24 protein-coding genes are annotated in these 20,505 nt (G+C 65.8%); 17 read left to right on the top strand and 7 right to left on the bottom strand.

Annotated features, from left to right (window positions below):
- The first annotated feature begins 40 nt into the window (after positions 1-40).
- Both RM190_RS07215 and cbiB read left to right on the top strand, forming a co-directional pair.
- Complete coding sequence (locus RM190_RS07215) at positions 41-577, top strand: histidine phosphatase family protein (RefSeq protein WP_311758733.1); 537 nt, start codon at positions 41-43, stop codon at positions 575-577.
- Positions 574-1,509 carry an adenosylcobinamide-phosphate synthase CbiB gene (gene cbiB, locus RM190_RS07210; protein WP_311758732.1) on the top strand — a complete coding sequence of 312 codons (936 nt, stop codon included), beginning with the start codon at positions 574-576 and terminating at the stop codon, positions 1,507-1,509. Before RM190_RS07215 ends, cbiB begins: the two co-directional genes overlap by 4 nt.
- Here cbiB and hemC read toward each other — a convergent pair.
- The gene (gene hemC / locus RM190_RS07205; protein ID WP_311758731.1) at positions 1,506-2,447 is read right to left on the bottom strand and encodes a hydroxymethylbilane synthase; all 942 of its coding nucleotides are present in this window, start codon (positions 2,445-2,447) and stop codon (positions 1,506-1,508) included. The genes cbiB and hemC overlap by 4 nt on opposite strands.
- 75 nt (positions 2,448-2,522) lie before the next feature.
- On the opposite strand from hemC, the gene hemE reads away from it, so the two are divergent.
- Both hemE and RM190_RS07195 read left to right on the top strand, forming a co-directional pair.
- A complete protein-coding gene (gene hemE, locus RM190_RS07200) occupies positions 2,523-3,551 on the top strand; it encodes a uroporphyrinogen decarboxylase (protein WP_311758730.1) in 1,029 nt (342 codons plus the stop codon).
- A 3-nt stretch (positions 3,552-3,554) separates the two neighbouring features.
- Positions 3,555-4,430, top strand: a complete 876-nt coding sequence (locus tag RM190_RS07195; protein ID WP_311758729.1) for a DMT family transporter — start codon at positions 3,555-3,557, stop codon at positions 4,428-4,430.
- Here the strand turns inward: RM190_RS07195 and RM190_RS07190 are convergent.
- Positions 4,417-5,013, bottom strand: a complete 597-nt coding sequence (locus RM190_RS07190) for a LysE family translocator (protein WP_311758728.1) — start codon at positions 5,011-5,013, stop codon at positions 4,417-4,419. The two genes, RM190_RS07195 and RM190_RS07190, sit on opposite strands and share 14 nt — an antisense overlap.
- 82 nt (positions 5,014-5,095) lie before the next feature.
- Here RM190_RS07190 and RM190_RS07185 point away from each other — a divergent pair, with 82 nt between their 5' ends.
- Entirely contained in the window at positions 5,096-5,560 is a 465-nt protein-coding gene (locus RM190_RS07185; RefSeq protein WP_311758727.1) for an Lrp/AsnC family transcriptional regulator, read from the top strand.
- 158 nt (positions 5,561-5,718) lie between these two features.
- The gene (locus tag RM190_RS07180; protein WP_311758726.1) at positions 5,719-7,257 is read left to right on the top strand and encodes an ATP-dependent DNA helicase; all 1,539 of its coding nucleotides are present in this window, start codon (positions 5,719-5,721) and stop codon (positions 7,255-7,257) included.
- Here the strand turns inward: RM190_RS07180 and RM190_RS07175 are convergent.
- A complete protein-coding gene (locus tag RM190_RS07175) occupies positions 7,254-8,081 on the bottom strand; it encodes an EcsC family protein (protein WP_311758725.1) in 828 nt (275 codons plus the stop codon). The two genes, RM190_RS07180 and RM190_RS07175, sit on opposite strands and share 4 nt — an antisense overlap.
- 121 nt (positions 8,082-8,202) lie before the next feature.
- Here RM190_RS07175 and RM190_RS07170 point away from each other — a divergent pair, with 121 nt between their 5' ends.
- Positions 8,203-8,676 (top strand): Ivy family c-type lysozyme inhibitor, encoded by a 474-nt coding sequence (locus tag RM190_RS07170; protein WP_311758724.1) that lies wholly within the window; start codon positions 8,203-8,205, stop codon positions 8,674-8,676.
- A gap of 6 nt (positions 8,677-8,682) precedes the next feature.
- On the opposite strand, the gene RM190_RS07165 is transcribed toward RM190_RS07170, so the two are convergent.
- Positions 8,683-9,273 (bottom strand): GNAT family N-acetyltransferase, encoded by a 591-nt coding sequence (locus tag RM190_RS07165; RefSeq protein WP_311758723.1) that lies wholly within the window; start codon positions 9,271-9,273, stop codon positions 8,683-8,685.
- A 262-nt stretch (positions 9,274-9,535) separates the two neighbouring features.
- Between RM190_RS07165 and RM190_RS07160 the strand changes: the two genes are divergently transcribed.
- The 9 genes from RM190_RS07160 (at position 9,536) to RM190_RS07120 (ending at position 14,986) form a co-directional block, all read left to right on the top strand.
- Positions 9,536-10,132: a flavin reductase family protein gene (locus tag RM190_RS07160; protein ID WP_311758722.1), complete on the top strand. Its 597-nt coding sequence runs from the start codon at positions 9,536-9,538 to the stop codon at positions 10,130-10,132.
- The gene (locus tag RM190_RS07155) at positions 10,132-10,692 is read left to right on the top strand and encodes an adenine phosphoribosyltransferase (RefSeq protein WP_311758721.1); all 561 of its coding nucleotides are present in this window, start codon (positions 10,132-10,134) and stop codon (positions 10,690-10,692) included. The genes RM190_RS07160 and RM190_RS07155 overlap by 1 nt, the downstream gene beginning before the upstream one ends.
- A 37-nt stretch (positions 10,693-10,729) precedes the next feature.
- Positions 10,730-11,683 (top strand): 4-hydroxy-3-methylbut-2-enyl diphosphate reductase, encoded by a 954-nt coding sequence (gene ispH / locus RM190_RS07150; protein ID WP_311758720.1) that lies wholly within the window; start codon positions 10,730-10,732, stop codon positions 11,681-11,683.
- A 102-nt stretch (positions 11,684-11,785) separates the two neighbouring features.
- Positions 11,786-12,121, top strand: a complete 336-nt coding sequence (locus RM190_RS07145; protein ID WP_311758719.1) for a DUF1330 domain-containing protein — start codon at positions 11,786-11,788, stop codon at positions 12,119-12,121.
- Positions 12,122-12,231: 110 nt separating this feature from the next.
- Complete coding sequence (locus RM190_RS07140) at positions 12,232-12,561, top strand: DUF1330 domain-containing protein (RefSeq protein ID WP_311758718.1); 330 nt, start codon at positions 12,232-12,234, stop codon at positions 12,559-12,561.
- A 127-nt stretch (positions 12,562-12,688) separates the two neighbouring features.
- A complete protein-coding gene (locus RM190_RS07135; protein WP_311758717.1) occupies positions 12,689-13,294 on the top strand; it encodes a glutathione S-transferase family protein in 606 nt (201 codons plus the stop codon).
- Positions 13,291-13,893, top strand: coding sequence for a LysE family translocator (locus RM190_RS07130; RefSeq protein WP_311758716.1), 603 nt, complete (start codon positions 13,291-13,293; stop codon positions 13,891-13,893). Before RM190_RS07135 ends, RM190_RS07130 begins: the two co-directional genes overlap by 4 nt.
- Positions 13,890-14,357: a ribonuclease HI gene (gene rnhA, locus RM190_RS07125; RefSeq protein WP_311758715.1), complete on the top strand. Its 468-nt coding sequence runs from the start codon at positions 13,890-13,892 to the stop codon at positions 14,355-14,357. The genes RM190_RS07130 and rnhA overlap by 4 nt, the downstream gene beginning before the upstream one ends.
- Entirely contained in the window at positions 14,354-14,986 is a 633-nt protein-coding gene (locus RM190_RS07120) for a trimeric intracellular cation channel family protein (RefSeq protein WP_311758714.1), read from the top strand. The genes rnhA and RM190_RS07120 overlap by 4 nt, the downstream gene beginning before the upstream one ends.
- On the opposite strand, the gene RM190_RS07115 is transcribed toward RM190_RS07120, so the two are convergent.
- Together RM190_RS07115 and RM190_RS07110 are read right to left on the bottom strand one after the other, a co-directional pair.
- Complete coding sequence (locus RM190_RS07115) at positions 14,983-15,306, bottom strand: VOC family protein (RefSeq protein WP_311758713.1); 324 nt, start codon at positions 15,304-15,306, stop codon at positions 14,983-14,985. The genes RM190_RS07120 and RM190_RS07115 overlap by 4 nt on opposite strands.
- Positions 15,307-15,353: 47 nt before the next feature.
- A complete protein-coding gene (locus tag RM190_RS07110) occupies positions 15,354-15,755 on the bottom strand; it encodes a group III truncated hemoglobin (protein ID WP_311758712.1) in 402 nt (133 codons plus the stop codon).
- Positions 15,756-15,965: 210 nt separating this feature from the next.
- On the opposite strand from RM190_RS07110, the gene ileS reads away from it, so the two are divergent.
- On the top strand, positions 15,966-18,866 hold the full coding sequence (ileS, locus tag RM190_RS07105; protein ID WP_311758711.1) for an isoleucine--tRNA ligase: 2,901 nt from the start codon (positions 15,966-15,968) through the stop codon (positions 18,864-18,866).
- A gap of 46 nt (positions 18,867-18,912) precedes the next feature.
- Here the strand turns inward: ileS and RM190_RS07100 are convergent, their stop codons facing one another.
- Complete coding sequence (locus RM190_RS07100; RefSeq protein WP_311758710.1) at positions 18,913-20,238, bottom strand: hypothetical protein; 1,326 nt, start codon at positions 20,236-20,238, stop codon at positions 18,913-18,915.
- Positions 20,239-20,505: the final 267 nt, after the last annotated feature.

The raw sequence follows: 20,505 nt of genomic DNA, 5'->3' as shown, positions 1-20,505 counted from the left end.
CGCAAACGCCCCCCGTCCCCGCTTCGCGCCGAGGAAACGCATGGACCGCCCTGCCCGCCTGCTCATCGCGCGTCACGCCCCGCTGGCGGTTGCCGGGCTTGCGGGGCGTCGGGACGTGCCCGCGGATTGCACGGATCGGGGCGCGCTCGACTGGCTGCGCGGACAGTTGAGCGGGGTCGATCACATCTGGTCCAGCCCGGCACTGCGGTGCCGCCAGACCTGCGCGGCGATGGGGCTCGCGCCAGAATTCCTGCCGGACCTGTGGGAACAGGATTTCGGGGCATGGGAACAGGACGGCATTCCCGATCTGGGCATCCTGCCCCCCGAACGGCTGGCCGCGCAGCGCCCCCCACAGGGCGAAAGCTTTCTGGACATGGCCGCGCGAGTGCAGCCCCTGCTGGCGCGCGCGACCGGCACCACGGCCATTGTCGCCCATGCGGGAACCGTGCGCGCCGCACTGGCGCTGGCGGTGGGACCAGCGGCGCTGTCCTTTTCAGTGGCACCCCTGTCCCTGACCATCCTGTCGCATTCGTCCGGCGGCTGGGCGGTCGAGGCCGTGAACAGGATCGCGCCATGATCCTGTCGCCCGAGACCCTGACCGTGGCGCTGGTCGCCCTGCTGATCGATGCGGCCATCGGTTGGCCGGATGCGCTGTATCGTCGCATCTCGCATCCGGTGGTCTGGATCGGGGCGCTGATCGCGTGGCTGGACCGGCGGCTGAACCGGGGTGGCCACAAGATCATGCGCGGCGCCTTGGCCGTGGCCGTGACGCTGGGGGTCGCGATTGCGCCCACGATGCTGCTGGTCCGACTGTTGGGCGACCTTCCCCTTGGGCCGTTCCTGCTGGGGGTGCTGGCGTGGCCGCTGGTCGCCGCACGCTCGCTTCACGATCACGTCGCCGCAGTGGCGCGCCCCCTGCAGCAGGGCGACATGGCGCAGGCGCGTCAGGCCGCCGCGATGATCGTGGGGCGCGACCTGTCCGATGACCCCGCCCCCATCGCGCGGGCGGCGCTGGAAAGCCTGGCCGAGAACAGTTCGGATGGGATCATCGCGCCGCTGTTCTGGGCCGCCATGGCGGGATTGCCGGGGATCGCCGCCTACAAAGCGATCAATACGCTTGATTCCATGATCGGGCATATGAGCCCTCGCCACGCCCTGTTCGGGCGCGTGGCGGCGCGGCTGGACGACGTGGTGAACCTGCCGGCCTCACGGTTGACGGGCGCACTGTTCGTGCTGGCCAGCGGCTCGCGGCGGGCGTTCCGGGTGATGTGGCGCGATGCCCGCCGCCACCGCTCACCCAATGCCGGCTGGCCCGAGGCGGCAATGGCCGGCGCACTCGACATCCGCCTGTCCGGGCCGCGCAGCTATCACGGGATCGAGTCGGTCGAGCCGTGGCTGAACCCCGCCGCGTCGGATCCCGACGCGGCAGATCTTGGACGCGGGTTGACGCTTTACCGCCGCATGGTGCTGCTGGCAGGGCTGGGGCTGGTCCTACTGCTTCTGGCCTAACGCCAGTCGAAGAAGCCCGCGGGCGCGCGACCCAGCAATTCCCCGGCCAGATCGGTGCCCATTGCCGGACCGTCCGCCAAGGTGCCGCGGCGTTCGCCGAAAATGACCTCGCCGCCATCGGGGCGCAGGATCTCTCCCCGCAGAAGCAGTTCATCACCCCTGATCTCGGCCAGCCCCGCGATGGGTGTCTGGCACGACCCGTCAAGCCGCGCGAGGAAGGCGCGCTCCGCCGCGACCCGCACGGCCGAGGGTACGTGGCTGATCGGCGCAAGAAGTGCGGCCACCCGGTCATCCTCCGCCCGCCGTTCGACACCGATGCAGCCTTGCGCAACCGCGGGAAGCATTTCTTCCGGCTCGATCGCGCTTTTCGCGACATGCGCCATGCCCAGCCGCGACAGGCCCGCCATCGCAAGGAAAGTCGCAACCGCGACGCCTTCTTCAAGCTTTTTCAAGCGCGTCTGGACGTTTCCCCGAAACTCGACCAGCTGCAGATCGGGCCGCCGCGCCGCAAGCTGCGCGCGACGGCGCAGGCTGGACGAACCGACGACCGCGCCTTGCGGCAAGTCTGCGACAGACCCGAAACGGGACGAGACGAAGCCGTCCCGCACATCCTCTCGGGGAAGATAACAGTCGATGAGCAACCCTTGGGGCTGAAGCGTCGGCATGTCCTTCATCGAGTGGACGGCAATGTCGATCCCGCCGTCGGTCAGCGCATCCTCGATCTCGCGGGTGAACAGGCCCTTGCCGCCGATCTCTTTCAGCGGGCGGTCCTGCACGCGATCTCCGGTGGTCTTGATGACCACGATCTGGAACGCATCCTGAGGCAGGCCATGCGCTGCCATCAGCCGATCGCGGGTCTCATGCGCCTGCGCCAGCGCCAGCGCCGAGCCGCGCGTGCCGATGCGAAGGGGGGTCTGGGGGTCGGGCATCTGGGTCATGCCACCGGGATTACCGAACGGCCGCGCCCTTGACAACGGGGACGCGCGCGCCATGAAGGCCTGAACGAGGTGAACATGACACAGAAGACCATTCTGCGTGCCCTTGCGGGCGAGCGACTGCCGGTGCCTCCGGTCTGGATGATGCGGCAGGCGGGGCGTTACCTTCCCGAATACCGCGCGACGCGGGCGCAGGCGGGCGACTTCCTGTCGCTGTGCTATACGCCCGATCTTGCGGCCGAGGTCACACTGCAGCCGATCCGGCGCTATGACTTCGACGCGGCGATCCTGTTCGCGGACATCCTGCTGATCCCGCAGGCGCTGGGTCTGGACCTGTGGTTCGTGACCGGCGAAGGCCCGCGCCTGTCGACAGTCACCAGTGCAGCCGAGGTCGCGGCACTGAAACCGGTCGACGCCATCCACGAGACACTGTCGCCCGTCTATGAGACGGTGCGGATCCTGTCCCGCGAACTGCCGGACAGGACGACGCTGATCGGTTTTGCGGGCGCACCCTGGACGGTTGCGACCTATATGATCGCCGGGCGCGGCACACCCGACCAGGGTCCGGCCCACGCCTTCAAGGATGCCGATCGCGAGGCGTTTTCCGCCCTGATCGACCGCGTGACAGAAGCCACCATCGCCTATCTTCTGGCGCAGGTCGCCGCCGGGGCCGAGGTCGTGAAACTCTTCGACAGCTGGGCCGGGTCGCTGCGCGGACGAGACTTCGACGATTTCGCGCTGAAGCCCGCGCAAAGGATCATCGCGGCGCTGAAGGCCCGGCACCCGCACCTGCCCGTCATCGCCTTTCCGCGCGAAGCGGGGCCGCGCTATGCCGGCTTCGCCCGCGCGACTGGCGCCGATTGCGTGGCGCTGGACAACTCGGTCAGTGCCGACTGGGCCGCGGCCGAGGTCCAGAAGGATGGTTGCGTTCAGGGGAACCTTGACCCCCGCCTGCTGGTTCAGGGCGGCGACGCGCTGGAGACCGAGACCCGCCGCGTGGTCCGGGCCTTTTCCGGCGGGCCGCATATCTTCAACCTTGGGCATGGCATCACCCCTGATGCCGATCCGGACAATGTCTCGCGCATGATCGCGGCGATCCGGGGCTGAACCATGTGGATCATCGCGACGCTCATCGCTTCGGCCGCGCAGACGGCGCGAAATGCGGCGCAGCGCAACCTGACGGTCGAAATCGGGACGATGGGCGCGACCGCCGTGCGTTTCCTGTTCGGCCTGCCCTTTGCCGCGGCGTTCCTGCTGCTGTGGTCGCTGATCTCTCCGATCCCGATGCCCGACGCCGCCGTGCTGGGCTGGGTCGCGCTTGGCGCCTCCAGCCAGATCGCGGCGACGGCGCTGATGCTGGTCATCATGAAAAGCCGGGGCTTCGGCGTCACGACGGCCCTGATCAAGACCGAGCCGGTCAGCCTTGCCCTGATCGGCGCGGTCGTGCTGGCCGAGCCGATGGGCGCGGGGCGGCTGGCCGCCATCGCCACCGCCACCCTGGGTGTCATCCTGATGTCCGGCACCGACTGGCGCAGTGGTGGCTGGCGCGCCGCCCTGACCGGGCTGATCGCAGGCGGGCTTTTCGGCCTTTCGGCGATCGGATTCCGGGGCGCGATCCTGGCGCTGCCGGATGGCGGCTATGTCACGCGGGCCGGAACCGTTCTGGTGCTGGGCCTGCTGGCCCAGACGCTGGTGATGCTGGTCTGGCTGGGCCTGGCCGACCGTCCGGCGCTTCAGGGCATCGCGCGGCACTGGCGCGGATCGCTTTGGGCCGGGTTCCTTGGCTCTTTCGCGTCGCTCTTCTGGTTTCTGGGCTTCGCGCTGACCGCCGCTGCCAATGTCCGCACGCTGGCGCTGATCGAGGTCGGCATGGCGCAGCTTGTCTCGCGCAAGGTGCTGCGTGAAGGCGCCAGCCGCAGGCAGCTTTTCGGCATGGCGCTGATCGTGCTGGGGGTCGGCGCGCTGATCGCGCTTAATGCTGGCTGAGCACCGGCAGCATCGAGCCGACCAGCAGCAGGGCCATCGTCCAGTTGAAGATGCGCAGGCGGCTCGGGTTCTGCAACCAGCCCCGCAGCCCCTGCCCCATTGCCGCCCAGACGGCGACTGACGGCAGGTTCACCAGCGTGAAGACCAGCGCGACCCCGATCGCGCCCCCGGTCCCGACCGCATAGGCCGAAAGCGCGCCCAGCGCCATCATCCACGCCTTTGGGTTGACCCATTGGAACGCGCAGGCCGCGACGAAACCCATCGGCCGCGAAGAAGAGGACGCGCCCTTTGCCTCGGGCGGGGCGGAATGGGCGATTTTCCACGCCAGCCAAAGCACATATGCGAGACTGATCCACTTCAAGCCTTGCGCAAGGACGGGCGAGTTGGCGATGATCCGGTCGAGGCCAAGTCCAAGCACCGCCACCATGGCTCCGAACCCCAGCGCGACCCCCAGCATATGCGGAAGCGTTCTGCGCATCCCGAAATTCGCCCCCGATGCCATCAGCATCAGGTTGTTGGGACCAGGGGTGATGGAGGTGACAAAGGCAAAGGCGACAAGTGCCAGGAAGACTTGGTGCGACATGAAGGGAATACCTGAGAATTTCGCGGCAATAATATTCTGAATCATTCGCAATTTCTGACCTATTATCGCAATACGAGGCGAAATGTCGCAACCAGACGCCGAATCCGATCACACATCCGCGCGGATATTGCAGATCCTTTCGCGCAACGGCCGCATCCCGAATCAGCAGCTTGCCGCGGAAATCGGGCTTTCTCCCTCGGCCTGCCTGCGCCGGGTGCAAGAGCTGGAGCGCCGTGGCGCAATCACCGGCTATCGCGCCGTCATCCATCCTGCGGCGCGCAATGCCGGGTTCACGGCCTATGTCACCGTGGGGCTGTCGCGGCATTCGAACGAGGCACAGCAGGCTTTCGAGCGGGCCTGCCTTGCCGCGCCACAGGTCCGGGAATGCCACAACATCACCGGCTCGATCGAATATCTTCTGCGGGTCGAGGTTCGCGATCTGGAGGCCTATCGCCGCTTTCACAGCGACGTGCTGGGCGCATTTCCCCAGATTTCCACAATCACCACCCATGTCGTGATGAACTCGCCCAAGGACGACCGCGCCTGATGGGCCGGGCTTCGCGCCCCTCCGACACCTCGCAGGGGTATTTGGAAAACGGTGAAACCCAGAGTCCGCCGGAATTTCACCGTTTTTTAAATACCCAAAAAACGGCTGACGCGACAAACGGCCTTTCCGGTCGCGCGAGGCATGGTTAACAAGGCTCCATGACCCTTCCCACCCTTTCCCCCGATCAGGCCGACGCCTGGGATGCCCTTTCCGCGATGCTTCAGGAAGCGGGCGTCGACCTGCTCTCCGAAGAGGTCGCGCCCTTGACCGCCGGCAAGGGACGGGTGATGGCGGTGATCGGTAAGGCCGGCTCCGGCAAGACCCTGCTGCTGGCAGAACTGACCAAGGCGCTGAAGGCGGCAGGCGTCGACATCATCTCGGGCGATTACGAAGGCCGCAAGCGCAAGGACCGGCGCACCGCCGCCATTCTTGCCCCGACGAACAAGGCCGCCTTCGTGCTGCGCATGCGCGGCGTTCCCGCGACGACCATCCATCGCATCCTGTATACCCCGGTCTATGACCCCGATTACGAACGCATCGCGGATTGGCTGACCGGCGTTGGCGACCGCCCGCAGGTCGAAGGCGTGATCGAGGGGCTGACCGACGCCGCGCTGGACCGCGCCAAGGCCTTCTATGACCAGCATGCCTCGATCCCCGGCGCATTGGCGGCCGCAGGCCTGCGCGGTTCGGATTTCATCCAGGGCTGGAAACGGCGCGAGGAAGGGCTGGACATCGGCCTGATCGACGAAGCCTCGATGCTGGACGAACGGCAGTTCAACGACCTGCGCGAGATCTTCCCGATCCTGGTCATCTTCGGAGACCCGGCACAGCTGGCCCCGGTCGGGGAATCCGGCGAAATGGTCTTTGACCGACTCGCGAAATCGCAGCGGCTGGAACTGTCGCGCATCCACCGCCAGACCGGCGACAGCCCGATCCTTGACCTTGCCCATGCGCTGGCCGATCCGCAGCTGGATTTCGCTTCTTTCGAACGCATGGTGCAGGACGCCGCGCGCCGCGATGACCGTGTGGTCTGGGCCGAGCGTGTGGAAAGCGACCTGATGGCGCGCAGCCCCGTCCTGGTCTGGCGCAACATCACGCGGATCAAGCTGATCCAGGCCTTTCGTTCCGCCTATGGCGCGCCGGGCGATGCCTTGCTGCCGGGCGAACCGCTGATCTGCGACGGGATCGAGCTGCCGCTGAAGCACCGCAAGAAGCGCATCGACCTTGAGGCGCGTGGCCTGATCAAGGGCGCTCAGGTGATCTATCTTGGTCCGGGCCGCAAACCCGGCTTTTCCCGCCTGCATGTCGTGGGGGCCGAGGATCCGCGCCTGTCCGCCGCCTCGATCGTCAAGATCGAGATGCCGGACGTCGAGGAGCCGTTCATTCCCTTTGCCGCACGCATGGGCGCAACTTTCCTGCATGGCGCGGCGGTGACGATCCACAAGGCCCAAGGGTCACAATGGCCAGACGTGCAGGTCTTTGGCCCCGACATCAATGCCGCCGCCTGGTCGAACCGCACCGAGGCCGGGATCCCCTTGTGGAAGCGCCTGACCTATGTCGCGATCACCCGCGCGCAGGAACGGCTGTTCTGGATCGTGCGCTCTCGGCTTGCCCGGCCTTCGGCCCCCTTGGGCATCGATCACCTGGAGACCGGGCCCGCGCCATTGGCCCTGACCGCCGAAGCGGTCGAGGATTAACGCGCCGCCTGCCGTCGCGCGGTCTTGGCAGTCGATCCGGGCCGGACCTGCTCCATCCGCAGCAGCAGCGCCTCGACCAGAGCCTCGCGCGGCAGGCCGGTTTCCTGCGACAGCCGCAGCAGGCCGAACTGGACTCGCGCGACCTCCTGGTAATAGCGCGTGAAGTTGTAGTTGATGGCTGCCCCCGCGAACGCGCCAAGGATCGGCACCGTCTGCGCGGCCAGCTTTTGCGCCAGCGATGCCGAAAGCTTCGGCGCGACCTTGGCGATCAGCCCCTGGATCGTCTGGCCGGTGATCGTCATCCGAGCCGTGACCAGGCCAAGGTCCGCGCCTTCGTCATCGGCAAGCGGACCGGCGCTGGCGAAGACATGCAACGCCTCGCGCCGAGCAAGATCACTGTCGGGATCAAAGCCATGCTCGGCCGCGATGTCCATGATCGCCCGCAAAAGCAGGGTGATCGTCACCGGAAGTTCCAGCGTCGCCCCCGCGATCCCCGCAAGGCCGCCGACCGCGCCCGACGTGGTCGACAACATCCGGTTGAACCAGTCGCCCCGGTCGGCAAGCACTCCGCGCGACCGCGACGCCGCACTGAAAGAGCGGTCAAGGACCCCCAGCGTGATCCGGTCCATGCGCGACCGCACCGGTTTCGGCAAGCGGTCGAGCAGGTTTTCGGCCTTCCCTCCGACCGCGTTCATCAACTCCATCGCCATGCCGCCCGCATTCAGGTAACGGCGCGCCAGCCGGTCAAGCTCGGCATGGACGGTCGGGTCGGTGATCGGAGGCAGCACGGACTGCCGGGTTGAAATCGAGCTTTGTTCGGTCATCCCTTGGACACCTGATCATTCGGTCGGTCTTAGGGAAACCAGATAGGAAGCGCGGGGTTCCGTTTCAGCGGGCACTGTCCTTATTGTGACACGGGATGCCAGACACATGAGGGAGCACGGAATGGCGCTGATCGATAAGGCAATGGGCATGATGGTTGCGGGCGCGATCCTGCTGGCCGCGCCGCTGGCATATGCCAAGGAACCACCGACGCTGGACGATCTGGACCAGAACGCCGCGCTTTCCAAGGCGTTCAAGGGGATGGCCGGGAAATCCCCGATGCCGGACTGGGTCCAGCAAGGCATCGTGGTCACCCCGACCCAGACCGCGCGCTTTGACGGCAAGTCCTGGCTGGTCATGTCGGGCTGCAAGCAGCATGACTGCGCCTCTCAACAGATCGCCGTCATCTATTCGCCCGAAACCGGCGCCATGCATGGCGTCCTGTCAGAAACGGCCGAGGATGAGCCGGTCCAGACGCTGCGCTGGCTGAATATCGGCGGCGGCGCGGAATCGATCGACGGGCGCACGATCCTGTTCGCCGCACTGACCGGCAGCCTGGCCAATCACACCGAATCCTTTGACTATGGCACCGAGTGACGCGCCCTAGCCCTTGTGGGCAGGATGCGCCGGCTCGGATTCGATCTCGACGCAGGTCTGGCTTTTCGGCGGGTCCCGGCGCATCTCGGCAAGGCCGGCAGCGACATCGCCCCCGGTTTCGCGTGTGACCGCGCCGGTCACGCCCTGCCATGCACCTTCGACCAGTTCCAGCCCCAGCACGCGGTCGGGGTTGGTGGGTGGTGGCATCTCGACGCCGTCCAGCTTCCAGAAACCGAAGCGCCGGTAATAGGGCAGATCACCGACCAGCATCACCCGCGCCCAGCCCAGCGCCCCGGCCCGCGACAGGCTTTCCTGCATCAGAAGCCCACCCAGTCCCTCACCCTGCGTCGTCGGGTGAACGGCCACCGGTCCCAGCAGCAGCACCGGCCTGCCCCCCACGCGCACCGGCCAATAGCGGATCGACCCCAGAAGCACGCCCGAAGCGTCGCGCAGGACGAGGCACAGGGCCGAAACCGCAGGCACCCCGTCGCGCAGCCGATACGAGGACAGAGCCGTCCGGCCCGGCGCAAAGCACAGGTCCAGAAGCGCCTCGACCTCGGGCGTGTCCTCGGGGGTTTCAGGGCAGAGTTCGTACATTGAGTCTCCCGGTCATGGCGGCGGGCTGCGGTCTGATCCGCTTGGGCGCGCCCCCTAACATGCATGTTCCCGCACGAAAACATCCGATGGGAAACCGGGCCGAAAAAAATCGCAACCGACGCCGCGTCCCGCCCTTTGCACGCAGGAATTTCCGGTCCGTGCGCCCCACCGGCGCTTGACGTGAAACGGCCACGCGGGCAGACCGTTCCCCGACAAGCGGCGCGGACCGGTCGCGCCCGGCAATTCGGACGCGAGGATACCGATGTTCTATCGACCCGAGGCCGGCCACGGCCTGCCCCATAACCCGCTGAACGCGATCGTGGCCCCCCGTCCCATCGGCTGGATCTCGACCCGTGGCGCGCAGGGCGACAACCTGGCCCCCTATTCCTTCTTCAACCTGACGGCCTATGTGCCGCCGCAGGTGATGTTTGCGTCGACCACGGCCAAGCCCGACCGTCCGGGAACCAAGGACAGCGTGGCCCAGATCGCCGAAAGCCGCGTCTTCTGCGTCAATATCGCCGACGGCGCGATGCGCGACATGGTGAACGCCAGCTCGGCCGCCCTGCCCGCCGGCACCAGCGAGTTCGAGGCTGCGGAAATCGAGGCCGCCGAATGCGAGACCATCGACTGTCCCCGCGTCGCGCAGGCGGCCGCTTCGCTTGAATGCCGCATGACGCGGATCATCCGGCTGGCCGGTGCGACCAATGTCATGGTGCTGGGTGTCGTGACCGGCATCCACCTTCGCCCGGATTGCGTCATCGACGGTCGTTTCGATCTGCGCCGCAACGGATGGCTGTCGCGCCTTGGCTACAAGGATTACACGGTCACGACCGAGACTTTTGAAATGGAGCGACCCTGATGGAACAGCCGGCCAAGCGCAGCCGCGACACCCGCGAGGTCCGGGACTATATCCGAACCATCGTGGACTTTCCCAAGGAAGGGATCATCTTCCGCGACGTGACCACGCTTTTCGCGGATGCGCGCGGCTTCCGCATGGCAGTCGATCAGCTTCTGTCCCCCTATGCGGGCGAGGCGATCGACAAGGTCGTGGGGCTTGAGGCGCGCGGCTTCATCCTGGGGGGCGCGGTGGCGCACCAGCTTTCCGTAGGCTTCGTGCCAATCCGCAAAAAGGGGAAACTTCCCGGCGCGGTCATCAGCCAGGCCTATGCGCTGGAATATGGCGAAGCCGTGGTCGAGATCCATGATGACGCGCTGAAAGCGGGCGACCGGGTGCTGATCGTGGACGACCTGCTGGCGACGGGCGGCACCGCCGCGGCCGGGATTTCGCTTTGCGCGCGGCTGGGCGCCGAGGTGATCGGCTGCGCCTTCGTCATCGACCTGCCCGAACTGGGTGGACGGAAGCTGCTGGAAGGCATGGGGCACGAAGTCTATGCCCTGACCTCGTTCGAAGGGGCGTGACCTTGCGGTGCGCGGGTCGGAAGGCTAGGTGATGGGCATGGACAAGAAACCGCCTTTGACCCTGTACCTTGCCGCCCCGCGCGGCTTTTGCGCCGGCGTCGACCGCGCCATCAAGATCGTCGAGATGGCGCTGCAGAAATGGGGCGCCCCGGTCTATGTCCGCCACGAGATCGTGCACAACAAGTTCGTCGTCGACAGCCTGCGTGACAAGGGCGCGGTCTTCGTCGAGGAACTGGACGAATGTCCCGACGACCGCCCGGTGATCTTTTCCGCGCATGGCGTTCCCAAGGCCGTTCCAGCCGAGGCGCGGCGGCGCGAGATGGTCTATGTCGACGCGACCTGCCCGCTTGTCAGCAAGGTCCATGTCGAGGCCGAACGCCACCATGCCGCCGGTTTGCAGATGGTCATGATCGGCCATGCCGGCCACCCCGAGGTGCTGGGCACGATGGGCCAATTGCCCGAGGGCGAGGTGCTGCTGGTCGAAACCGTCGATGACGTGGCCGGTATTCAACCGCGCGACCCTTCGCGGCTGGCCTTCATCACGCAGACGACGCTGTCGGTCGACGACACGGCCGCCATCGTCGCGGCGCTGCAGGCGCGCTTTCCGGCCATCATCGGACCGGCCAAGGAAGACATCTGCTATGCCACGACCAACCGTCAGGCCTCGGTCAAGGCCATTGCCGGACAGATCGACGCACTGTTCGTGATCGGCGCGCCGAACAGTTCGAATTCGCGCCGGCTGGTCGAGGTCGGCTCGGCCGCGGGCTGCGCCTATTCCCAGCTTGTCATGCGTGCCGACCAGATCGACTGGCGCGCCATCGAGGGCGTGCGCGCCGTCGGCGTCACCGCCGGGGCCAGCGCCCCCGAAGTGCTGGTCGACGAGGTGGTCGATGCCTTCCGCGCCCGTTTCGACGTGACCGTCGAGATGGTGGAAACCGCGCGCGAGAACGTCGAATTCAAGGTGCCCCGCGTCCTTCGCGAACCCGTCTGATCCGGCGTTTCACGGCGATTTCGGGATCAGATCGTTTCTGCTATGCTGACGGCATCGTCCGCGACCACGCGGGTCGCGGCCCCAATGGGGGAGTGATCCGACATGACCGTCTATCTGATCGCAGAACTCAAGGTGACCGACGAGGCGTGGCTTCCCGAATATGTCACGCATGTCCATCGGATCGCCGCGCGGCACAATGGCCGCTACTTGTCGCGCAGCACCAATGTCGAAACGCTGGAAGGCGTTCCGCGCGATGTCACGGGAATCGCGCTGCTGGAATTTCCCTCGCGCGATGACGTGATGGCCTTGATCGGCGATCCCGAATACCGCCCCTATCGCGAGGCGCGGCGCAGGGGCTCGATCTGCCATTACCGCCTGATCGACGATACCGACATCGCGGGCAGCATCCCCTATCTCGGCAAGCCCACTGGCATCTGACGCGTTGCCCCAATGCCATGTTGCCGGGGCAGAGCTTCCGCACTTATCCTGCGCACGCTGGCCGTCGCCGATCCGGCCGCGGCACATGCCCGAGGGAGGATGAACCGAGAATGACTGTCTTTCTGATCGCTGAAGTCAAAGTCACCGACGACGCCTGGATTCCCGACTATGCGGCCAAGGTCCATGACATCGCCGCCAAGCATAATGGCCGCTATCTGTCGCGGAGCGGCAATATCGAAACGCTGGAGGGCGAAAAGACCGACGAGACGCTGATCGCCCTGATCCAGTTCCCGTCGCGCGAAGATGCCTTGGGCTTTGCCAACGATCCCGAATATGCCCCCTATGGCAAGGCGCGGCAGGAAGGCTCGGTCAGCCATTTCCGCCTGATCGATGACAGCGACATCGCGGGCGCGATCGAGTATCTGCCGAAACCCGCCTGATCGCTTGATCCCGCGTGATGCAAGGTGGCCAGCTTGCGCTGGCCGCTTCCGCCCTTCCCGCCTATAGTGCCCGCGACATACCGCCCGGCCCCAGCGCGCCCGGCCAAACCTTGCGAGAGATCTGCAAATGCGTCTTTATTCCATGCCCTCCTCGGGCAACAGCTACAAGGTGCGGCTGCTGCTGTCGCTTCTGGGCCGCGACTGCGAGATCATCGATGTCGAGGACAGTTCCGATGCGCTGGCCAAGGCCAAGGCCGAAGGTCGCCTGCCCTTTGGCAAGGCCCCCGTGCTGGAACTGGACGATGGCCGCCTGCTGCCGGAATCGAACGCGATCCTAACATGGCTGGCGGAAGGCAGCGCCTTTGTCCCCGCCGACGGGTTCACCCGCGCCGAGATGCTTGGCTGGATGTTCTGGGAGCAGAACCAGCATGAAGGCGTCATCGCCGTGCGCGCCGCGCTGCTGTTCTATCCGCAGCGCCGCCACCTGGCCACGCCCGAGCGCCTGGCCGAACTGCTGGAGCGCGGCCACGCGCTGCTGCAGATCATGGAAGACCGACTGACGAAGCGCGACTGGCTGGTCGGCGACGCCGCCAGCCTGGCCGATATCTGCCTTTACGGCTATACCCACAGTGCCGGCACGCGCGGCGGCTTTGACATGACCCGCTTCCCGGCAATCAACGCCTGGCTGGACCGCGTTGCCGCTTTGCCCGGCCACAAGGGGCTCGACGGATGAGCTGGGACTATCTGCTGACCGTCCTGATCGTCTGCGTCGCGCCGGGTCTCGGGGTCGTCTATACCCTGTCCGCGACGCTGGGCGGGGGGATGCGCGCCGGGGCATGGGCTTCGGTCGGATGCACGATCGCCACCATCCTGCATATGCTGGTCGCGATGGCCGGGCTGGCGGCGGTGCTGCACACCAGCGCGGTGCTGTTCCAGGCGGTCAAGCTGCTGGGCGTCGCCTATCTGCTGTGGACGGCCTGGGCGGTCCTGCAGGATCGCGGCAACATGGCGGTCAGGCCCGCTGCGCCGGTCTCTGCCATGCGAATCCTGTGGCGCGGCGTCCTGCTGAACCTGCTGAACCCCAAGCTGCCGCTGTTCTTCATGGCCTTCCTGCCCCAGTTCATGCCCGCCGGGTCGGGCCTTGGCGCACTGGCCCGACTGGGTGGTATCTTCTCGTTGGTCACGCTTGTGGTGTTTCTTGGCTATGCCGCGCTGGCGGCCAGCGGACGCGATGCGCTTCTGGCCTCGGACCGAGCGATGGCCTGGCTGCGGCGGGCCTTTGCGGCCTCGTTCGCGGCGCTTGGCCTGAAGCTGGCGTTGGCTCGCGCATGACCCGCCTTTTCGCATGGACCGACGGCGCGTGCAGCGGCAATCCCGGCCCGGGAGGCTGGGGCGTCCTGATGCGCGCGATGGAGGGCGACAGCATCCTGAAAGAACGCGAGTTGTCGGGTGGCGAGGCCGCGACGACCAACAACCGCATGGAGCTGATGGCCGCGATCTCGGCATTGGAGATTCTGAGCCGCCCCAGCACCATCACCGTGACCACCGACAGCGCCTATGTGAAGAACGGCGTGACCCAGTGGATCCACGGCTGGAAACGCAACGGCTGGCGCACCGCCGACCGCAAGCCGGTCAAGAATGCAGAGCTGTGGCAGCGCCTGGACGAAGCACAGGCCCGCCACAAGGTCAGCTGGGAATGGATCAAGGGCCATGCCGGCCACCCCGAAAACGAGCGCGCCGATGAACTGGCCCGTGCAGGCATGGCGCCCTTCAAACCCGCACGGGCAGCGGGGTGACGCCGGAAGTCACAGTTCCGGTCCTCGACTATGCCAGCGTGCTTGTCTTTGCCCTGACCGGCGCGCTGGTTGCCAGCCGGGCGCAGCTCGACATCGTCGGCTTCTTCTTCTTTGCCACGCTGACGGGGATCGGCGGCGGCACGCTGCGCGACTTGTTGCTGGGACAGGATCCGGTCTTCTGGGTCCAGCGGCCGGGGCTGCTGATCCTGACTTCGCTGGCCTCGATCCTGGTGTTTTTCACCGCCCACCTGCTGGAAAGCCGGTACAGCGTGTTGCTGTGGCTGGACGCGCTGGCGCTGGCGATTGCGGTCCCAGCGGGGGTGGGCGTCGCGATGGATACCGGCGCAAGCCCGATCGTCGTGGTCGCAATGGGCGTCGTCACCGGCACCTTCGGCGGGCTGCTGCGGGACGTGGTCGGAAACGAGCTGCCGCTGGTCCTGAAACAGGGAGAGCTTTACGTCACCGCGACCTTCGGCGGGGCCGTCGTCGCCGTGGTGCTGATGGAGATCGGCTGCCCGCGTATCTGGGCTTTAGCGGCCTGTGCGGTCAGCGTCTTTGGCCTGCGCGCGGGAAGCATGGTTTTTGGCTGGAAGCTGCCCACCTATCGCGCGCGCCCTCCCCGGAACTAGGCTTCGGACCAGACCGCCATCTCGGTCCCGCCGGGTTCGCGGAAGTGAAAGCGGCGACCGCCGGGAAAGGCAAAGATCGGCTTGGTAATCGTGGCGCCGGCCGCGGTCACGCGGGCCAGCGCGGATTCCAGGTCGTCGGCTTTCAGGATCACCAACGGCGGTGCCAGTGGCGCGGCGGCGATACCCCCGGATATGCCTGCATCGGCAAGTTCCTGATACTCGGGGCCATAGTCATTGAAGCTCCAGCCGAAAGCGCGGCCAAAGAAGTCCTTCGTCGCGGCAATATCGGGGGAACTGAATTCCAGATAGTCGATCTGCATGGCAACCTCCGGGCAATGTTCCCGTTTTGTTTACGGCGAAACGGCCTTTAACGCAAGACCGGAGGGTTGCGGCGGACGGGCTGCATGTTCTCAACCCCCATCCGCAGGCCCGCGCCGATCCGATGGGCCAGCGCCGACCAGCCGGCGGCGGCTTCCTCGGGCAGCGTGCGGCGCAGGGTTTCGTCAAAAAGCATCAGCCAGACCGGGAAATGCTCGGGCTCGACATCGCCCGCGCGCATATGGGCATGCATCGGGCTGCCGTCATAGCTGCGTTCGTAAAGAATCGCGTTGCGCCAGAACGCGGCGATCTTGGCCTCATGCGCGGGCCAGTCGGTGACATGGCCGCTGAAGATCGGCCCCAGCAGCTCATGACGGCGGATGGCGGCATAGAAAACCGCGACGACGCGGTCGATCTGTTCGGGGGTCACGGGAAATCGAGCGGGGATCATGCCGCCGATATGGGTCCGCCTGCGCGCGCGCGCAAGGCGGCAGCTTGTCGCGCTTGCAGCACCCGCACCCGTTTCCTATAACCCGCCCATGTTCAGTTTTCGATCGGTCTGGGCAGGCCGGGACTTTCGAATTATCCGCCCGGCGGCGTAGGGGTTCCTCGCCGCCGGGTTACACATGTCTGCCCTGCTACCCCGAAGGATCCCCGCCAGATGAGCGACACGACCTCGACCGCGCCCGACTACCGCGACACCGTTTTCCTGCCCCAGACCGATTTTCCCATGCGCGCGGGCTTGCCCCAGCGCGAGCCGGAATGGCTGGACCGCTGGGCGCGCATGGGCATCTATGACCGCCTGCGCCGGAAAGAGGGGCGCAGCCCCTTCATCCTGCACGATGGCCCCCCCTATGCGAACGGCCACCTGCATATCGGCCACGCGCTGAACAAGGTGCTGAAGGACTTCATCACCCGCAGCCAACAGATGATGGGCCGCGATGCCCGCTATGTTCCCGGCTGGGACTGCCACGGCCTGCCGATCGAGTGGAAAATCGAGGAGCAGTATCGCCAGAAACAGCAGAACAAGGACGATGTCGACGTCGTCGAGTTCCGTCAGGAATGCCGCAAGTTCGCCGAGGGCTGGGTCGAGACCCAGCGCGATGAATTCAAGCGCCTTGGCATCATCGGCAAATGGGAAGACCCCTACCTGACCATGAACTACCACGCCGAGGCGGTGATCGCGGCCGAGTTCATGAAGCTGCTGATGAACGGCGCGCTCTATCAGGGTTCCAAGCCCGTGATGTGGTCGCCGGTCGAAAAGACCGCTCTGGCCGAGGCCGAGGTCGAATATCACGACCATACCAGCCACACGATCTGGGTACGCTTCCCCGTGCTGGGCGGCGCGCTGGACGGGGCCTCGGTGGTGATCTGGACGACGACGCCCTGGACCATCCCGCAGAACCAGGCCGTCGCCTACAACCCCGAGATCGCCTATGGCATCTATTCGGTCGATACCGCGGCCGAGAATGCCACAGCGAAACCGGGCGAGAAACTGGTCCTTGCCGATGCGCTGGCCGAGGCGGTGATGAAATCCGCCAAGGTCGAGGGCTTCACCCGCCTGCGCGGCGTGACCGCCGATGAACTCGACGGTGTGCTGCTGGCCCACCCCTTCCGCGCTGTGGAAAATGGCGATGGCGAATGGGACTATGACGTCCGCCTGCTGCCCGGCGATCACGTCACCGACGACGCAGGCACGGGCTTTGTCCATTCCGCCCCCAGCCACGGCGAGGACGACTATCAGCTTGGCCTGAAATTCGGCCTGAAGATGACCTACAACGTCGAGCCGGACGGCAGCTTCCGCCCCGACCTGCCCCTGTTCGGCGGTCAGGCGATCCTGACCCCGGAAGGCGCCGAAGGCCCCGCCAATGTCAGCATCATCAAGCAACTGGCCTATTCCGGCGCGCTGCTCGCCAAGGGCAAGATCAAGCACAGCTATCCGCATAGCTGGCGCTCCAAGGCGCCGCTGATCTATCGCAACACGCCGCAATGGTTCGCCGCCATCGACCGCAAGCTGGAAGACGGCATGGGCGAGTACGGCGATACGATCCGCTCACGTGCGCTGACCTCGATCGACAAGCTGGTGCGCTGGACGCCGCAGACCGGGCGCAACCGACTGTATTCCATGGTCGAAAACCGGCCAGACTGGGTGCTGTCGCGTCAACGCGCCTGGGGCGTGCCGCTGACCTGCTTCGTGAAAAAAGGTGCGCGCCCGGACGATGCCGATTTCCTGCTGCGCGACCAGCGCGTCAATGACCGTGTCATCGAAGCTTTCGAGAAGGACGGCGCAGACGTCTGGTATCACGCCGATTTCAAGGCAAAGATGCTGGACGGCGTGGCCGATCCCGAGGCCTATGATCAGGTCATGGACGTGCTGGATGTGTGGTTCGATTCCGGCTCGACCCATGCTTTCGTGATCCGCGACCGGGCCGATGGCTCGCCCGACGGAATCGCAGACCTGTATCTGGAAGGCACCGACCAGCATCGCGGCTGGTTCCATTCCTCGCTGCTGCAGGCCTGCGCGACCAAGGGCCGCGCCCCCTATAAGGGTGTGCTGACCCACGGCTTCACGCTGGACGAAAAGGGCATGAAAATGTCCAAATCGCTGGGGAATACCGTCGCGCCCGCCGATGTCATCAAGGAATATGGCGCAGACATCCTGCGCCTGTGGGTTGCGCAGTCCGACTACACCACCGACCTGCGCATCGGGAAAGAGATCCTGAAGGGCACGGCAGACAGCTATCGTCGCCTGCGCAACACCCTGCGCTTTGTTCTGGGCAACCTTGATGGCTTCTCGGATGCCGAGCGGGTCGAGGTCAAGGACATGCCCGAGCTGGAGCAATGGGTGCTGCACCGCCTGGCGCAGATCGACCACCAGCTGCGCAAGGGCTATGACGCCTATGACTTCCAGGGCGTCTTCCAGACCGTGTTCCAGTTCGCAACCGTGGATCTGTCGAGCTTCTATTTCGACATTCGCAAGGATGCGCTTTACTGCGACGCGCCGGACAGCCTGCGCCGCCGTTCGGCCCGCACCGTGCTGGATATCCTGTTCCAGCGCCTCGTGACCTGGCTTGCGCCGATCCTGCCCTTCACCATGGAAGATGTATGGCTGAGCCGCTTCCCGTCCGAGGATGACAGCGTGCATATGCACGACTTCCCGGTGACGCCTGCGGACTGGCTGAACGAACCCCTGGCCCGCAAGTGGGAGGCGATCCGCCGCACCCGTCGCGTCGTCACCGCCGCGCTGGAGATCAAGCGCAGCGACAAGACCATCGGGGCCAGCCTTGAAGCCGCGCCGGTCGTCCATGTCGAGGATGCCGAGGTACTGAAGGCGCTGAAATCGGTCGCCTTCACCGATATCTGCATCACCTCGGACCTGAGCCTGACCGCGGACCCCGCGCCGGGCGAAGCCTTCCGCCTGCCCGACGTGGCGGGTGTGGGCGTGGTCTTCGAGGCCGCAGATGGCGAGAAATGCCAGCGTTGCTGGAAGATCCTGCCGGATGTCGGAACCCACAAGCACGCGGGCACCTGCGCCCGCTGCGACGAAGCCCTGAGCCGCTAGGCCAAGATGTGAAGCGGTCCCGGCCTACGCCGGGACCCATCCCCTATCAGCGAAACCACAGGCCCGCGCGCTTCAACTGATGGCGGATCGGCTGTTCAGGCTGGTCTGCGGCCTGCGGGAACATCGGCCGGATCACGCCACGCCCTTCGCCGTCCCGCACAAGCCGGTTCGCGGCGTCGTCCTGCGCAAAAAGCGGGGCGATCATCGGATCGGCGATCAGCTCCTCGACCAATGCCACCGTATCCTCGGCCTCGCGCGCGTAAAGCAGCGACAGGTTGCGGTAATGGCAGGTCACATCGCCATCCAGTCCCGCCAGTGCGGGACCCGGCCTGCCGCCCCCAAGCGAATGGATAACCAGCGGCAGCACCACCTGATCCAGCCAGGGGTCCAGGCTTTGGCACGCCAGCGCCTCGCCCGGGGCGTCACGCACCTGCTGAGACCATTCCAGGAAACGCCGACCGAATTCCTGCGGATCAGGCCCGAAGAACCAGCCCGCGTTGAAATACAGATACCGCTCCCAGTGGTTGTCGTGGTGGTCAAGATCCAGCGAACCCGCGAATTCAAGCCCGAAACGATCATAGAGAGACTTCCAGATCGCGTTGAAATCGGGGCCGTAAAGCGGCGGCTCGGGCCATGTCCCCGTGCGACGCATCGACGCGGACGGGCGCGAGAAGTCAAAGCCGACACGATCCAGCCGCCCGGTGACGATGGTGTCACTGTCGAAGAAGACAAACGGCTCGCCCGCGGGAAGCAGCTCCAGCGCCTCGATCTTGTTGCCATGAGGATAGGCCGCGCCGAAATGCCGGGCGGTAAAGGGCAAAATCTCGGCGCCGAAGCCTTCCAGCGCCTTGCGCTCGTTCGGATCCAGAAGTGTCGCCATGCCCGCCCAGGCGCCCTCCGGGCGGGGCTCGGCCACGATCAGACGCCCCTTCCAGTCCGGCGCGTTCCGCCGCAGGCTGGCGGCAAACAGGGACGCTTCACGGGCAAGGCGTCCGTGCTGCGCGACAATAAGGATGTTGAAGCGTTGGGGCGCGAGCGGTTCCGTTTTCGGAGCCTTCTCTGACTGCGCGGGCTTCTTGCCCCGATCCCGCGTCGCGGCGTCGACACGGATCGCCTTGCCAGGCTTGGCCGGCGCGTCGGCAACGGTTCTTGCCGCCTCCGGCTTTTCGCGGGCAGCACGGCGCGCCTCTCGTTCCGCCTGGCGTTGCGCCTGACGTTGGGCGCGCTCAGCCGCGCGCTCGCTACGCTTTTCGGCTTGTCGGGCTAGACGCTTGGCAATCTTGTCTTCGGCATTACTGGCGCGGGGCAGAACCTTATCGTCCCCGGATGTTTTCTTTTTGCCCGACTCAGCCAATTCATTCACCTCGGTCATTCTTGCCCGGACAAATCCGACGCAAGGGCAAGTTCACCGAATCGAGGCCGGAGTTGCAAGCCCATAGATGGAGTTTATTAATGGGCTGCAATTCAAAGTTGAGCACCATCCAATAGCTTGCATTAAGCAAGGCGGACTCGCGCCACGAATGCAGGAAACGCTGAAAAACTTCACCAAAAAGTCAGGTTTCAACATTACGACTTTCGGGGCAGTTTTATCCCGCCAAGTAACGATTGCCATGTTTGTTTGTATGGCCAGACCGGGTGA

It is taken from the genome of Paracoccus broussonetiae (assembly GCF_031854425.1).
Classification (GTDB): Bacteria; Pseudomonadota; Alphaproteobacteria; order Rhodobacterales; family Rhodobacteraceae; genus Paracoccus; species Paracoccus broussonetiae.
This window is presented reverse-complemented; position numbering and strand designations above follow the sequence as displayed.

Coding starts and splice junctions, on each gene's coding strand:
- RM190_RS07215 (WP_311758733.1), top strand. CDS start 41: ATGGACCGCCCTGCCCGCCTGCTCATCGCGCGTCACGCCCCGCTGGCG.
- cbiB (WP_311758732.1), top strand. CDS start 574: ATGATCCTGTCGCCCGAGACCCTGACCGTGGCGCTGGTCGCCCTGCTG.
- hemC (WP_311758731.1), bottom strand. CDS start 2,447: ATGACCCAGATGCCCGACCCCCAGACCCCCCTTCGCATCGGCACGCGC.
- hemE (WP_311758730.1), top strand. CDS start 2,523: ATGACACAGAAGACCATTCTGCGTGCCCTTGCGGGCGAGCGACTGCCG.
- RM190_RS07195 (WP_311758729.1), top strand. CDS start 3,555: ATGTGGATCATCGCGACGCTCATCGCTTCGGCCGCGCAGACGGCGCGA.
- RM190_RS07190 (WP_311758728.1), bottom strand. CDS start 5,013: ATGTCGCACCAAGTCTTCCTGGCACTTGTCGCCTTTGCCTTTGTCACC.
- RM190_RS07185 (WP_311758727.1), top strand. CDS start 5,096: ATGTCGCAACCAGACGCCGAATCCGATCACACATCCGCGCGGATATTG.
- RM190_RS07180 (WP_311758726.1), top strand. CDS start 5,719: ATGACCCTTCCCACCCTTTCCCCCGATCAGGCCGACGCCTGGGATGCC.
- RM190_RS07175 (WP_311758725.1), bottom strand. CDS start 8,081: ATGACCGAACAAAGCTCGATTTCAACCCGGCAGTCCGTGCTGCCTCCG.
- RM190_RS07170 (WP_311758724.1), top strand. CDS start 8,203: ATGGCGCTGATCGATAAGGCAATGGGCATGATGGTTGCGGGCGCGATC.
- RM190_RS07165 (WP_311758723.1), bottom strand. CDS start 9,273: ATGTACGAACTCTGCCCTGAAACCCCCGAGGACACGCCCGAGGTCGAG.
- RM190_RS07160 (WP_311758722.1), top strand. CDS start 9,536: ATGTTCTATCGACCCGAGGCCGGCCACGGCCTGCCCCATAACCCGCTG.
- RM190_RS07155 (WP_311758721.1), top strand. CDS start 10,132: ATGGAACAGCCGGCCAAGCGCAGCCGCGACACCCGCGAGGTCCGGGAC.
- ispH (WP_311758720.1), top strand. CDS start 10,730: ATGGACAAGAAACCGCCTTTGACCCTGTACCTTGCCGCCCCGCGCGGC.
- RM190_RS07145 (WP_311758719.1), top strand. CDS start 11,786: ATGACCGTCTATCTGATCGCAGAACTCAAGGTGACCGACGAGGCGTGG.
- RM190_RS07140 (WP_311758718.1), top strand. CDS start 12,232: ATGACTGTCTTTCTGATCGCTGAAGTCAAAGTCACCGACGACGCCTGG.
- RM190_RS07135 (WP_311758717.1), top strand. CDS start 12,689: ATGCGTCTTTATTCCATGCCCTCCTCGGGCAACAGCTACAAGGTGCGG.
- RM190_RS07130 (WP_311758716.1), top strand. CDS start 13,291: ATGAGCTGGGACTATCTGCTGACCGTCCTGATCGTCTGCGTCGCGCCG.
- rnhA (WP_311758715.1), top strand. CDS start 13,890: ATGACCCGCCTTTTCGCATGGACCGACGGCGCGTGCAGCGGCAATCCC.
- RM190_RS07115 (WP_311758713.1), bottom strand. CDS start 15,306: ATGCAGATCGACTATCTGGAATTCAGTTCCCCCGATATTGCCGCGACG.
- RM190_RS07110 (WP_311758712.1), bottom strand. CDS start 15,755: ATGATCCCCGCTCGATTTCCCGTGACCCCCGAACAGATCGACCGCGTC.
- ileS (WP_311758711.1), top strand. CDS start 15,966: ATGAGCGACACGACCTCGACCGCGCCCGACTACCGCGACACCGTTTTC.
- RM190_RS07100 (WP_311758710.1), bottom strand. CDS start 20,238: ATGACCGAGGTGAATGAATTGGCTGAGTCGGGCAAAAAGAAAACATCC.